The sequence below is a fragment of the Arthrobacter sp. D1-29 genome, assembly GCF_054130585.1.
Genome location: NZ_CP096383.1, coordinates 248,320 through 261,974, shown reverse-complemented (window position 1 = coordinate 261,974; position 13,655 = coordinate 248,320). Strand labels below are relative to the sequence as shown.

Below are 13,655 nucleotides of genomic sequence, written 5' to 3'. Positions count from 1 at the left end.
AGCTAGCCGGCCGAGGTGAGCCATTCTTCAGTGAAGACCCGGTAGCCGAGGGCGGGATCGAACCCGTGGACCTCGCGGGTGTCCAGTGCGGCCATAAAGGCCAGGGCGTTGCCTGTGATCACCTGCCCCGGCACCAGAATGGGAAACCCCGGAGGGTAGGGGGTCACAAAACCGGCAGACACCACCTCCTGCCCGGCCTCCACCCTCGCGGCCAGCTCGGCAGGTTCCACGTACTCCGTGGCTCCGTCCTTGTACGTCTCAAAGTAGGCGGCCCGGAGATTGCCGTCAGGGGAGGTGGCATCAGCGCGGAACCGGCGGGCGAACCTGCTGAAATCAGGCAGCGCCGGCGGGGCGCTGCTGAGCGCGGAAATCCGGGCTTCCAATGCCCTGAGCCCCCGCGGCCCCAGCGTCCGTTTTTCCGTTTCGAAGGATTCGGCCAGCTTCACCAGCACCTCCACGAGGTAAGCCACCGCGCTGCGGGACGTGCCGATGTTGGTCATGAACAGCACGCTGTTCCGTGAGGTCTTGTTGACCTGGATGCCGTACTTGTCCATGAGGTGCTCGTGCTTGAAGGTGTCGCCGTCGATTCCGGTCAGGCCAATGTCCAGCGTGAGCCGGCTGGGGTCCACCACAAACTCGTCCCGCCGCCAGGCGTCGTCAAAGGCGGACAGTCCCTGGCTCAGCGGCATGGAGCAGTCCGTCTCCCGGAACTCCTCCGGCACCAGATCCCGGGCGCCCAGGATCCGGAAGTACTTCTTCAGCAGCGGGTTCCGCGCCACCGCCTGGGCTATGCTCACCGCGAGGTCCGCCTGCTTCTGGACCAGGGCAAAACCTTCCAGCTCCGCCTGCCGCCTTCCGATGTCCAGCGACGCCAGGATCTGGTAGTTGGGCGACGTGGACGTATGCGTCATGTAGGCCTCACGGAAGGCTTCGCCGTTGAGCTGTTCAAAGTCCTGGTCGAACACATGGATCATGGACCCCTGGCGCAGCGAGGTCAGGGTCTTGTGCGTGGATTGGGTGGCATAGACCCGCAGCCTGGCTTTTGCCGGATCCGGGATGAGCCGGGTCCGGAGCCAGGCGTCGTCCGCTTCCGGCCCGCCGCTTTCTGCGTTCTGCAACTCGGCCGCCTGCTTTGCGTGCCGGACGCTGAATCCGGGGTCCCGGAATTGCCCCTCCAGCTTGGCGGCAGCCGCCATGGCCGTCCGACGGCGGTACACCGGATGGAACCCGGCGAAGGCGAACCAGGCCTCATCCCAGAGGAACACCAGGTCCGGCTTGATGGCGAGGCATTCCTCCATGACCCGTTCGGGATCGTAGACAATGCCGTCGAAGGTGCAGTTGGTCAGCGTGATCATCTTGACGCGGTCCAGCCGGCCGGCGCGGCGGTAGTCCAGCAGCATCTTCTTGATGCTTTCCAGCGGCACGGCCCCGTAGAACGAGTACTGGTCCAGGGGGTAAGCGTCCAGGTAGGCCACCTGGGCACCGGAGAGCATCAGGGCATAGTGGTGGGACTTGTGGCAGTTCCGGTCCACCAGCACGATGTCCCCCGGCGCCACGATGGCCTGGTGCACCACCTTGTTGGCCGTGGAGGTGCCGTTGGTGACAAAGAAGGTCTTCTCCGCCCCAAAAGCCCGCGCCGCCAAGGTTTGTGCCTTCTTGATGGAGCCATGTGGATCCAGCAGCGAATCAAGGCCGCCGGATGTCGCGGAGGTTTCCGCCAGGAGCAGGTTCTGGCCGTAGAAGTCAGCCATGTCCCTGATCCATGGGGAGTTCCCTACCGAGCCGCCGCGGGATATCGGCAGGGCATGGAAGACACTGGCAGGCCGGCGGCTGTATTCCTGGAGCGCCGTGAAGAAGGGGGTTTCATAGCGTCCGGCCACCCCGGCGAGCAGCGACAGGTGCAGGTCCAGCCTGTCCTCCCGCCTGAAGATCCGCGCGAACCGCCGGGTCAGCGAACCGGCCAGGCCCTCGATGGCAACCCCTGCCACCAGGTAGACGTCCAGCTCCGGACGGAGTTCGGCGATCCGTTCAGCCAGCCGAAGGATCCTGTCGATGGGACGCAGCCGTTCCAGGTCATCCTCCACGTGGCGGGAGACAACCCTTTTCAGGTCCGATCCGAGGGGCCGGGAAGCCCGGATGCCGAATCCCGGCCGCAGGACACACGCCTGGATGTCCGGGTTGAGCAACAAGGCCACCAGCGCGTCCTCGTAGGACGAGACCACATTGACGTCGTAGCTGAAGGCGTCGGCCGGACGGCGCTGGGCCAGCATGTCGTTCCTGAGCGCCTCTGCGTCCTGCGCCGGGATATCGTCAACCACCAGCACTTCAAACCGCGGACGCTCAGCAGTCATGTCCGTGTCATGGATGGGTTCGGCAGCATCTGACTGGCCCGTATTGGGCTGTTCCGCTGTGGGCCTGGCCCGTCCCATCCTGGCCCTGATGCCGTCCACCAGGTCAACCGCATCCTGGTACTGCCGGGCAGCGATGAAGCCATTCAGGCGGTCCATACTGGCGCGTCCAGGGAACGCCCAATAGGGCTCCACCGACTCCAGGAGCGCCAGGGCCCTCCTGATCTGGCCCAGCAGGCCGGATTGGCCGTTGCTGCCGGAACCGTTGGCAAGCTGCCTGAGCGCATAACCCAGGAACTCCCATGAGTCCGCCCGGATCCGCCACGCCCGGCTGGGGGTTCCGATCCCACGCTGGGCGGACGCGGACGGCATTGCTTGTGAGGGCGAAAGTGCCGGCGCATGTGCCGGCTGGACCTGCAGGGCCGGGGACACGGCGTCGTACGTCATGAAGCTTTTTCCGTTGTTCGTGGGGATGTTCTGTTTTCGATTCATCACTGGGCTAGTTCGTCGGGGTCCTGGCGGCCAGGGCAGCCTCGGCGCGGCGGCGTCGCGTCGCATACCAGCCAAGGCTGAGCAGCGGGACCAGGGCCAGCGAGGACAGCAGGACCCAGCGGCCGGTTTCGGAAAACGCCATGGTGACCAGCACAAAGGCGAGGAATGCCAGCGTCAGGTAGGACGTATAGGGTGCGCCGAACAGCCTGAAGGAGGGGCGCACGGCCTTGCCCTGCCGGACCCACTTCTGGAGCTTGATGTGGCAGAGCATGATGGTGGCCCAGCCGCCGATGATGCCCACAGCAGAGATTTCCAGGACGATTTCAAACACGTGCGACGGCACCAGCGCGTTGAGGCCAACCCCCAGCAGGGTGACGACGGCGGTGAGCAGGATCCCGCCGTAGGGCACCCCGCTGCGGCTCATCCGGGCAGTGAAAGCCGGTGCGGATCCATTGACGGCCATGGACCGCAGGATACGGCCGGTGGAGTAGAGCCCGGCGTTGAGGCTGGAGAGGGCGGCCGTGAGCACCACGAAGTTCATCACGGACGCGGAAACCGCCGCCGATTCCGGCGAGCCCAGGTGCGAGAAGAACGTGACAAACGGGGACTCCCCCGCCTTGTAGGCAGTGAACGGAAGGAGCAGGGAGAGCAGCAGCACCGAACCGATGTAGAACACGGCGATGCGGGCCACCACTGTGTTCACCGCCTTGGGCATGACCTTCTCAGGGTGGGCGGTTTCACCTGCCGCCGTGCCAACGAGCTCGATCGCGGCATAGGCGAAGACCACGCCGCTGATGGCCAGCAGCGGAGCCACCGCGCCGGTGGGAAAGGCGCCGCCGTTCTCCAGGATGATGCCGATCCCCGGCGTTCCCAGGTCCGTCTTGCCGCCGAAGACGATGAAGCAGACACCAACAATGAGGAAAAGGACCAGCGCCGTCACCTTTGTCAGCGCGAACCAGAACTCCATCTCGCCAAACACCTTCACGGACACAAGGTTCAGGCCGAGGACCACCACCAGGGCCAGCAGCGCGATGGCCCACTGTGGCATGTCACGCACCGGCTCCCAGTAGGGGGCCCAGAACTTTACGTACAGGGCGACGGCGGTGACGTCCACAATGGAGGTCATGGCCCAGTTCAGGAAATAGAGCCAGCCGGCTGTGTGTGCCATCCGTTCGCCGTAGAACTCGCGGGCGTAGGAAACAAAGGAGCCCGACGACGGCCGGTACAGCACCAGCTCGCCAAGCGCGCGCAGGATCAGGAAGGCGAAGAGGCCGCACACGGCGTACACCAGCACCAGGGCTGGGCCGGAGCCGTTCAGCCTGCCGCCGGCGCCCATAAAAAGGCCGGTGCCGATGGCGCCGCCGATGGCGATCATCTGGATCTGGCGCGGGGTCAGGGTCTTGTGGTAGCCGGCCTCTTCACTGGAAAAGTCCTGCGCTGCCGCTGCCCTGTCCCCCAGCAGCTCCCGGCTGTTCTCCAGGGCGTCGGCCTGATCCAGTTGGGCGGTACCCCGACGCGCAGGGCTTGTCTGGCTGTCCGGTTCCGGTTGCGTGTCATGTTGTTTCCCTGCGGACGGGGCTTTCATGGCTGTTCCCGGGCGCTGGTGAAGCAGGTCATTCGAGGGGTCTCCTTTGACTCCTGGGCCGCGGAAGGGGCGGCGAAAATCAGGTGCGTGCTGAGGCCCGGGCGTCTTTGCCGGCAGGGCCGGTATCCAACTTTAGGGTTCCGGGACTAGCTTTGTTTTGGGATGGCCAACAGTTTCCGGGCGGCTCAATTGTGCCGGGAGCCAATTTTGGCCGGCGCCAACGCGAGTAAGGTACATGGCTGTGGCAATCGCCGCCGGCTACGGCAGCATCAAACTTGATAAGCACCAGAAAGGGTCTGAACAACGACGTGAGGCCTGAAGAGCAAGCCGGGGACGCCGTCCGGGTCACGCTGAGCGACATCCTGGAGGACATCGGCGTCGACAATGCCAGGCTGTTGATGGCCCCGGAAGCGGACAACGAACAGGTTCGTGAAACGGTGATTGTCGATCCTGAGGACGGGGCGGCCGTCCAGCCCGGTTGCCTGGTATTCCTGGTGGGTGCCCGCGGCAGGGCTGCCCTGCCCAAAGTGCGCACCCTGCTTGCGGACCGTCCCGTGGCCATTGCCATCAAGGGATCCGAGTCGGATCTGGCTGCCGTCGGTGAGGTCATGAACGGTACCGGGACGGGGCTCATCGCCGTGGGCGCGGAGGCCCGCTGGGACCAGCTCGAAGGCATCGCCGTCGACCGCATCCGTGAATCGCTCCCCTCCGGCGACACATCCACCCTCATGCAGCGGGACCTCTTTGGCATCGCGCAGACCACGGCAACCCTCACCCGCGGGCACGTGGTTATTGAGGACACAGCCAACAGGGTCCTGGCGTATTCCCCGGCCTCCAACGATGTGGACGAACTCCGGCGGCTATCCATTTTGGCGCGCCGGGGGCCGGAGCGATACCAGAAGCTGCTCAAGGAATCCGGCGTGTACAAACGCCTGCAGGCAGGCGAGGTGCCGATCCATATCCCGGCCAATCAGGAGGAAGGGCTGCGCGAGAGGGTGGCTATTGCCATCTTCGCCGGACGCCGGATCCTGGGTTACATCTGGCTGCAGGAAGGAACCGAACAGCTCGCGTCCAACACGGACAGGATCATGGTGGGTTCCGCGCGGCACGCCGCCATCGAGCTGGTGCGGCACCGCAACGAACAGTCGCAGTCCATGCGCCGGGACCGGGTTTCCAGCCTGCTCAGCGGCACTGCCCAGATCCACTCCCAGGCGCAGTCCGCCGGGCTGGACCCGTCACGGCCGGCCGCGCTGGTGCTGGTCTCCTCCGGAAGCCTGCACCAGTCGGCGCCCGGCCTCCAGCTCCAGCGGGGGGAGCTTGCCAACCTGGTCTCCATCCATGCGGCGGCGTACCGGCCCGGAGCGGTGGTGGGCTCGCTGGGACTGGAGACGGCCATCATCCTCCCGGACCTGGACCCTGTGAAGTCCCCGGCCGCCATCAGCAGGCTGGTGAACGTTATTGTGCGCGACGCCGGCGCGCACCTGGATCTGCAGGTGCAGGCAGCCATCGGTCCGGTGGTGGACCGGCTGGACCGGCTGCACACGTCGCTGGAGCATGTCCGGAACGTGCTGACGGTGCTCAGCACGGACCCGTCGCTGAAGGTGGCCTCGTTCAGCGACGTGGAAACCACGGTGCTGGTCAATGAGCTGCTGGACCTGGTGCAATCCCGGCAGGAGCTCCGGCACAAGGGCATCACAGAACTCTGCGGGCGCTACCCGGAATTCGCCACAACGCTGCTCGCCTACCTGGAGTCCTTTGGCGACGTCAACAGCTGCGCCGAAGACCTGGGAATCCACCGCAACACCGTGCACTACCGCCTCCGCCGTTCCTGCGAGGTCTCGGGCATAGACCTCCAGGATCCCGGCCAACGGCTCCTGGCGCACCTGCAGATCCGGCTCTGGACCCGTTCCGGAAAACACTGATCCGCACCGGCTTCCAACTACAAACCCTCGACTTTTTAACAACATTCCCTAGACGAATTCAACAGAACAGAACACCTGATCCATGGACATCCAAAACCTCCTCGACGACATCGTCGGATCCATCAAGCCGCAACTGGGACAAGGCCAGGTAGCGAGCTACATACCGCAGCTGGGCGCCGTGGACGCCGCCCAGTTTGGCATTTCCGTGGCCACCGGCGACGGCCAGGTCTATGCCTCCGGCGATGCTGCAGTCCCCTTCTCCATCCAGAGCATCTCCAAAGTGTTCGCGCTGGCCCTTGTCCTGGCGGCCGACGGGGACGGCATCTGGAAACGCGTCTTCCGCGAGCCCTCCGGCAACCCGTTCAACTCGCTGGTGCAGCTGGAACATGAGGACGGGATTCCGCGGAACCCCTTTATCAACGCGGGCGCCCTGGTGGTGACGGACAGGCTCCTGAGCGTTACAGGCGACGCTTCCGGTGCCGTGCTGGACCTCCTCCGGCAGGAAAGCGGAAACAGCGGGATCGGCATTGACGCCGTGGTGGCCGAATCCGAAGCCAGGAACAGCGACCGCAATGCCGCACTGGCCCACTTCCTGGCCAGCTGCGGCAACCTCGAGAACCCTGTGCAGGATGTGCTGGACAACTACATCCTGCAATGCTCGCTCGAGATGAGCTGCACGGACCTGGCCCTGGCCAGCCGGTTCCTGGCCAGCAACGGAGTGCGGGTGGACGGCACAGCCCTGCTCTCCTCGCCGCAAACAAAACGGATCAACGCCGTGATGCTGACGTGCGGAACCTACGACGCGGCCGGGGAGTTCGCCTATCGGGTGGGGCTGCCCGGCAAGAGCGGGGTAGGCGGCGGAATCATTGCCGTGGTGCCGAACAACTGCACCGTGTGTGTCTGGAGCCCCGGGCTGGGCAAGTCAGGAAACTCCATGGCGGGGATCGCGGCGCTTGACGAGTTCACAACCAGGACGGGGCTGTCCATCTTCTGATCTACGAGGGCCGCAGCTGATATCAGGGGCAGCTGCGGTCCTCGGGGACAACGAGGACGGGGCGGTGCTGCCTGCGGAGCAGGGCAGCGGATACGGACCCTTCCAGGACCCGGTCCAGCCGCGCCATAGGCCCTGGCCGGCCGGTGCCGACCACGAGCAACGCTGCGCCGGCGTTCTCGGCGAGCCGACTGAGTGCCTTGGAAACATCCCCGTTGAGCACCCGGAAGGACCAGGCCTCCCCCGGCTTCCCAAGGATGGCTTCCAGCTTCACCTGCAGCTGCTCAGAGGGGAACTCGGCTTCTTCATTGATGGCAGGGTCCAGGGACAGGGCTGTCCGCTGATTCGCCGGCGCCCACTCGGTCAGGTAGCTGGCTGGGTCGACAAATGCGCAGATCAGGTGCACTTCCAGGGCCGCCGCCAGTGCTGCGGCGGTCCGGATCAGGGGCTCGGGGAAGTCCCACTCGACGCCGACCAGGATAGGGCCATCGGCCCATTCCTTACTGTGCATGCAGAGTCCATGACGGCGCCGGGGCGGACATGGTCAGGGCGTTACTTGTTGGTGCCGGATCGGCCGTGGGCCAGACCCGTGGGGAAGCCAACCAGCACCGGTTCGGGTGCGGCGCAGCACCCGGACTGGGCAGCGGCGGCGTCCTCTGCTGCCGATGCCGCGGGGACGTCGCAGCTGGTGCCGGCGTCGGTGGAGCAGACACCGGTTTCGGGGAGCTCAAGGTGCACGGTGTCGGCCGATTCCTGGTCTCCGGCGAGGGCGGCGGCAACCGACCGGACCTGCTCATACCCGGTGGCCAGCAGGAAAGTGGGAGCCCGGCCGTAGGACTTCATGCCAACGATGTAGAAGTCCTTGTCCGGGTGGGCCAGGAGCTTGGCGCCATGCGACGGGACGGTGCCGCAGGAGTGGAACTCGGGATCGATCAGAGGTCCCAGTTCCGTCGGCGCTTCGACGGCGGGGTCCAGGTTGAGGCGGAGCTCGCGGAGGATGTCCAGGTCGGGACGGAAGCCGGTGCAGGGGACGATGACGTCGGCTTCGAGGGTTCGGCCATCCACCGAGCCCACCGTGACAGCGGAGTCCAAGGACTTGATCGAGGCGATGCCGAAGCCGGTGTGCAGTTCGATCTTTCCGGCCTCCACAAGCCGGCGGACCCGGCCACCGAGCTGGCCCCGTGCAGGCAGCCCGTCGAGGTCGCCCCCGCCGTAGACTTTGTCCGCTGTTGCGCCCCGGACGGCCCACAGGATCCGGGTGTCCGGCTCCGCCTTAGCGAGGTCAGCGAGGTTGATCAGGGTGTTGGCGGCGGAGTGCCCGGCGCCAACAACGAGGACTCGGCGCCCGGCAAACGTGGCGCGGTCGCGGCCGGTCACGTCGGGCAGCGGTGCGGAGACCCGGCCCCCTGCTGCCTCTTCGCCAATGGCGGGAAGGCCAGAAGTGCCCAGCGGGTTGCGGGTGGCCCAGGTGCCGGAGGCGTCAATGACCGCGGCCACGGTATGGTCCCGGGTTTCGCCGTCGGCGTGTTCGGCCCGCACCACGAAGGGTGTGGCGTCCCGTCCTTTGATGTGGGTCTTGTCCAGGCCCTGACGGGTGACGGCGGTGACGCGGGCACCGGTCTGCAGACGCGAAGAGATCTGGGGAAGGGCAGCCAGGGGCGCCAGATAGTTGTCGATCAGCTCCCCGCCATAGGGCAGGGCCGTGGGCCTGGGTGCTTCCCAGCCGGCGGCTGCAAGGAGGCGCACGGCAGCGGCGTCGGTATTGAACCGCCAGGGTGAGAACAACCGGATGTGACGCCATTGCCCAACGGCAGCACCCGCCGTCGGGCCCGCCTCAAAGATCAGCGGCTCCAGGCCCCGCACAAGCAGGTGGGCCGCGGCGGCCAGGCCTACAGGCCCGGCGCCGATCACTGCGACGGGAAGGCTCTTTGCGGAATCCATGGTCCTCTTTCAGCGGTGTGTGGGAATAAGCGTTCGGGCCGGGGGGAGGGGGTCAGCAGCAGTCCTCGTCGTCACAGCAACCCGAGTCGCCGCAGCATCCGTTGGTCATTAAGCTCACCCCCTCCCCTGTTCCCAGTTCAGGCGTGGGTAGGTTCTTCCACCAGCGCCGTGGCGATGCTGTCCGCATCGTCCAGGGCGGCGAGGTAGCGTTCGGCGTCGAGGGCTGCGGCGCAGCCCGTGCCCGCGGCCGTAATGGCCTGCCGGTAGCGGTGGTCCACGGCGTCGCCGCACGCGAACACACCGGTCAGGTTGGTCACGGTGGTGGGCGAGTCCACCTTGATGTAGCCCTCGGCGTCCAGTTCCACCTGACCGGCCACGAGTTCGGTGCGCGGCAGGTGGCCGATGGCCACGAAAAGCCCGGTAGCGGCCTGCTGGCGGGTTTCGCCGGAACGCGTGTCCTTCAGGGTCACGCCGGTGACCTTGCCGTCGCCCTGGATTGCCGTCACGGCCGAGTTCCAGGCGAAGCTGATCTTCGGGTTATCTTTGGCGCGCTGGGCCATGATGCGGGAGGCCCGCAGTTCACCCTTGCGGACGACGACGGTGACGGACTTCGCGAACCGGGTCAGGAACGTCGCTTCCTCCATCGCCGAATCGCCGCCGCCGACGACGATGATGTCCTGCTCGCGGAAGAAGAACCCGTCGCAGGTGGCACACCAGGAGACGCCGTGGCCGCTGAGCTTCTTTTCCTCGGGCAAGCCGAGTTCCTTGTAGGCCGAGCCGGTGGCCAGGATAACCGCCGGGGCCTGGTGGGTTTCGCCGGCTCCGGTAACCACGGTCTTCAGGTGACCCTTCAGGTCAACTGACGTGACGTCGTCGAACACCACCTTGGCGCCGAATTTCTCGGCCTGTTCCTGGAGCCCGTCCATCAGCTCCGGTCCCTGGATCCCGGCCGGGAAACCGGGGAAGTTTTCCACCTCGGTGGTGTTCATCAGCGCACCGCCGGCGGTGACCGAACCGGCCAGTACCAGCGGTTCCAGGCCCGCGCGGGCAGCGTAGATCGCCGCGGTGTAACCCGCCGGGCCGGATCCGATAATGATCAGCTGTTCGTTGCTCATGGCGTGCTCCTCAGGGGTCCGGGCTACTTGGCGGCAGGGGTCAGTGATTGGATCAGGTCCTCGATACGGGTCCTGATTTCATCGCGGATCGGGCGCACGGATTCTACGCCCTTGCCGGCAGGGTCTTCCAGAACCCAGTCCTCGTAGCGCTTGCCCGGGAAGTAGGGGCACTCGTCGCCGCAGCCCATGGTGATCACCACGTCGGACTCCTTGACGGCCTCGGTGGTGAGGACCTTGGGAACCTCAGCGGACATGTCGATGCCCACTTCAGCCATGGCTTCAACGGCTGACGGGTTGATCTTGTCTGCAGGCTGGGACCCCGCGGAGCGGACCTCGATCTGGCCCTTTCCGAGGGTGGTGAGGAATGCGGCGGCCATCTGGGAGCGGCCCGCGTTGTGGACGCAGACGAAGAGGACGGAGGGCTTCTTGGTTGTTTCGGTGGTCACGCTGTTCTCCTGGAATCGGTTGGGAAATGGTGTGGACGCGCCGGCCAAACAGGCCTCCAACCGAGCATTGATGATGATCGATATAGAGAGTATCTGGCCATACATTGATGAATGTCAATATTTGGATTGTGTCGAAGCTAGGCCGGCGGATCAGACAGCTGTAATGCGTGGTGCGAGGTCGGTGATGCGGCGGGCGATGTCCTCAAAAGCCTGATCGAAGGCGTCCTTGGTGCCCAAACGCAGGGGATCGGGGATGGACCAGTGGATGCCTCCCAGCCGGGCCAGCTCCTCGTGTGCGGCGTCGCAAACGGTGACCACGAAGTCAGCATCCCCTGCGACCTCACCGAGGGAGCGCGGCGCAAGAGAGGGCAGCTCCAGGCCATGGCGCCGGGCGGCATCGATGGCACCGGGGGCAATGTGCTCGGCCGGATGCGTTCCGGCAGAGGCTGAGGGGACGGTGCTGACCTGGCGCCAGAGGGCCGCGGCCAGTTGGGACCGGGCACTGTTGCGCGTGCAGACGAACAGAATCCGGTCGGCGCCGTGGACTGCCCCGGGGACCAGCCCATCCAGCGCCCCGGCGGCGAGCCGAAGGTAGCTGCGGCGCCTGTCCGCCTCGGAGCGGTGCCGGGTTGCCAGCCCGGCCTCTTCGAGTGTCCGCAGGTGGTGCGCAAGCAGATTCGAGGACATGCCCAGCTCCGCCTGCAGCTCGGTCGGAGAAAAGTCCCCCAGTGTCAGGAGGTCAACGATGCGCAGGCGCGCCGGATCGGCCAGGGCCGCGTGCCGGGCGACGCGGGTCTGAAAAGCGTCAGCTGCCTCAATACTCATTGATTCAATTTTGACTGAGGCACTTTCGGTGCGTCAAGCTGGTGGCATGACTTCACCTCAGCCGCCGCTCTGGCGCCGCGCCGTGGCCGAACTGCTGGGCACGGCCTTGCTGGTTGCCGTCGTTGTGGGTTCCGGCATCGCCGCCCAGCAGCTTTCACCTAATGATGTGGGCCTGCAACTGCTCCAGAACAGCACTGCCACTGTCCTGGGCCTGACAGTGCTGATCCTGGTTTTTGGTCCGGTCAGCGGCGCGCATTTCAACCCCGTCGTTTCCCTGGCCGACTGGCTGCTCGGCCGGCGCAGCGGAACCGGCCTGAGCCTGCCGGACCTTGGCGCCTACGTGGCGGCCCAGGTGACCGGCGCGATCGGTGGCAGCGTGCTCGCCAACGCGATGTTCGACGTCGGGACCTCCTTCTCCGTCAAGGACCGGGCAACCGGGGGGCACCTGCTGGGTGAGGTGGTGGCGACCGCCGGGCTCATCCTGCTGATTTTTGCCCTCGCGGCCACCAACCGGGGCGCGCTCGCAGCGCCCGCAGTGGGCGCCTACATCGGGGCAGGGTACTGGTTCACCTCCTCGACCGCGTTCGCCAACCCGGCGGTGACCGTCGGCCGGATTTTCAGCGACACCTTCGCCGGCATCGCACCCGGCTCAGTGCCTCCGTTCATAATTGCCCAGCTGCTGGGCGCCGCCGTCGGCCTGGGCGTGCTGCTCCTGCTGTTCCCGGGGGCGGCACGCGTCGCGGACGATGTGGTGATCCCGCACGGCACGCAGGCAACCAAGCCCTCATAGGGCAGTCATCATATTGATGGTTGTCAATGTTTTGGCATAATGGGTAGATGACCTCACTGCCCCTGCTTGAACCAGCCACGGACAGCGCCTGCTGCCTGCCGGCAGAGCCCGCACTGGGTTCTGCCCAAGCGCACAGCACGGCGGCCGTCTTTAAGGCCTTGGCGGACCCGAACCGGCTGCGGCTGCTGTCCATCGTCAAGGCTGCGGAGGGTGGAGAGTCCTGCGTTTGCGATCTCACCGAACCGCTAAACCTTGGCCAGCCCACCGTGTCCCACCATCTGAAAATCCTCGTCGACGCCGGTCTGCTGCATCGCGAAAAACGCGGAACCTGGGCCTACTACTCGCTGGTCCCCGGCGCCCTGGAGCGCACCGCAGGCCTGCTGGAGAGCCTGTGACCACTGCAGCGCCGGCAACCGCAACCGTTCGCTCCCTGCACCGGGAGGATTGGCCGGCCGTTCGGAGCATTTACCAGGAGGGGATCGACACAGGCCACGCCACGTTCGAGTCCGAAGCGCCTGACTGGGACCGGTTTGACGCTTCCCGGCTGCCCGGACATCGGCTTGTCGCCGAAACCGTCGAGGGAAGGATCGTCGGCTGGGCCGCCGTCTCCCCCGTGTCCGCGCGTCCCGTCTACTGCGGCGTGGTGGAACATTCGGTGTACGTCGCGGGAGATACACGCGGCCTTGGTGTTGGCGCAGCACTGCTGCGGGCCCTGTCCGAATCAACCGAAGCCGCCGGGATTTGGACCATCCAGGCCAGCGTCTTTCCGGAGAACGAAGCAAGCCTCAAACTCCATCTCGCTAACGGCTACGTTGTGGTGGGACGCCGGCAGCGCATAGCCCAAATGGCCCATGGACCGCTAAGCGGAACATGGCGCGACACCATCCTGATCGAGCGACGCTCCCCCGCCGTCTAGGGGGTTAACCTCTTCGGGTTAACCACGACTGCCGCATCTAACCAGGGCCGCCCCGTCAGTGGCGGTTTCGTTCGCGCAGTCTTTGGACGTGTTCCTTCCGGGCGGCTGCGTTGAGGGGTCCGATCAGCGCCAGGTACAGGCCGAGCGCGATAAAGAACGAGGTCCAGAACTCAAGGAAAGTCATCAGGATGAGGGCCAGCGCCGCCGCACCGAGGAATCCCAGTGCGGCCCATTTCACCAGCCGCCGGGCCTTCGGCGGCAAGGTATCGAGCGCCTTCATCTGT

General features: G+C 65.8%; 13 protein-coding genes. 5 read left to right on the top strand and 8 right to left on the bottom strand.

All coding sequences use genetic code 11. The annotated features are described in order from the left end of the window. Positions 1-2: 2 nt before the first annotated feature. Together M1E17_RS01240 and M1E17_RS01235 are read right to left on the bottom strand one after the other, a co-directional pair. The gene (locus M1E17_RS01240) at positions 3-2,840 is read right to left on the bottom strand and encodes an aminotransferase class I/II-fold pyridoxal phosphate-dependent enzyme (protein WP_457967929.1); all 2,838 of its coding nucleotides are present in this window, start codon (positions 2,838-2,840) and stop codon (positions 3-5) included. 7 nt (positions 2,841-2,847) lie between these two features. After that, positions 2,848-4,425 carry an amino acid permease gene (locus M1E17_RS01235; protein WP_457964878.1) on the bottom strand — a complete coding sequence of 526 codons (1,578 nt, stop codon included), beginning with the start codon at positions 4,423-4,425 and terminating at the stop codon, positions 2,848-2,850. Between the two features lie 308 nt (positions 4,426-4,733). On the opposite strand from M1E17_RS01235, the gene M1E17_RS01230 reads away from it, so the two are divergent. Further along, the gene (locus tag M1E17_RS01230; RefSeq protein WP_457964876.1) at positions 4,734-6,347 is read left to right on the top strand and encodes a PucR family transcriptional regulator; all 1,614 of its coding nucleotides are present in this window, start codon (positions 4,734-4,736) and stop codon (positions 6,345-6,347) included. An 82-nt stretch (positions 6,348-6,429) separates the two neighbouring features. Next, entirely contained in the window at positions 6,430-7,341 is a 912-nt protein-coding gene (locus tag M1E17_RS01225) for a glutaminase (protein WP_457964874.1), read from the top strand. Positions 7,342-7,363: 22 nt separating this feature from the next. Here M1E17_RS01225 and M1E17_RS01220 read toward each other — a convergent pair whose 3' ends face one another. The 5 genes from M1E17_RS01220 to M1E17_RS01200 all read right to left on the bottom strand — a co-directional run bounded on the left by M1E17_RS01220 (position 7,364) and on the right by M1E17_RS01200 (position 11,665). Next, positions 7,364-7,849, bottom strand: a complete 486-nt coding sequence (locus M1E17_RS01220) for a universal stress protein (RefSeq protein ID WP_457964872.1) — start codon at positions 7,847-7,849, stop codon at positions 7,364-7,366. A 41-nt stretch (positions 7,850-7,890) separates the two neighbouring features. Then, positions 7,891-9,279 carry an FAD-dependent oxidoreductase gene (locus M1E17_RS01215; RefSeq protein WP_457964871.1) on the bottom strand — a complete coding sequence of 463 codons (1,389 nt, stop codon included), beginning with the start codon at positions 9,277-9,279 and terminating at the stop codon, positions 7,891-7,893. A gap of 137 nt (positions 9,280-9,416) precedes the next feature. After that, positions 9,417-10,394, bottom strand: coding sequence for a thioredoxin-disulfide reductase (trxB, locus tag M1E17_RS01210; RefSeq protein ID WP_457964869.1), 978 nt, complete (start codon positions 10,392-10,394; stop codon positions 9,417-9,419). Between the two features lie 23 nt (positions 10,395-10,417). Beyond that, positions 10,418-10,840, bottom strand: a complete 423-nt coding sequence (locus M1E17_RS01205; RefSeq protein ID WP_457964868.1) for an arsenate reductase ArsC — start codon at positions 10,838-10,840, stop codon at positions 10,418-10,420. Positions 10,841-10,990: 150 nt separating this feature from the next. After that, positions 10,991-11,665 carry an arsenate reductase/protein-tyrosine-phosphatase family protein gene (locus M1E17_RS01200; RefSeq protein WP_457964867.1) on the bottom strand — a complete coding sequence of 225 codons (675 nt, stop codon included), beginning with the start codon at positions 11,663-11,665 and terminating at the stop codon, positions 10,991-10,993. Between the two features lie 46 nt (positions 11,666-11,711). Here M1E17_RS01200 and M1E17_RS01195 point away from each other — a divergent pair, with 46 nt between their 5' ends. Genes M1E17_RS01195 through M1E17_RS01185 form a run of 3 tightly spaced genes read left to right on the top strand, consistent with a single transcriptional unit; the run spans position 11,712 to position 13,371 of the window. Beyond that, positions 11,712-12,455: an aquaporin gene (locus M1E17_RS01195; protein WP_457964865.1), complete on the top strand. Its 744-nt coding sequence runs from the start codon at positions 11,712-11,714 to the stop codon at positions 12,453-12,455. 47 nt (positions 12,456-12,502) lie between these two features. After that, a complete protein-coding gene (locus M1E17_RS01190; RefSeq protein ID WP_457964863.1) occupies positions 12,503-12,850 on the top strand; it encodes an ArsR/SmtB family transcription factor in 348 nt (115 codons plus the stop codon). After that, complete coding sequence (locus tag M1E17_RS01185; RefSeq protein ID WP_457964862.1) at positions 12,847-13,371, top strand: N-acetyltransferase family protein; 525 nt, start codon at positions 12,847-12,849, stop codon at positions 13,369-13,371. Before M1E17_RS01190 ends, M1E17_RS01185 begins: the two co-directional genes overlap by 4 nt. 55 nt (positions 13,372-13,426) lie before the next feature. On the opposite strand, the gene M1E17_RS01180 is transcribed toward M1E17_RS01185, so the two are convergent. Then, the gene (locus M1E17_RS01180) at positions 13,427-13,651 is read right to left on the bottom strand and encodes a hypothetical protein (protein WP_457964861.1); all 225 of its coding nucleotides are present in this window, start codon (positions 13,649-13,651) and stop codon (positions 13,427-13,429) included. Positions 13,652-13,655: the final 4 nt, after the last annotated feature.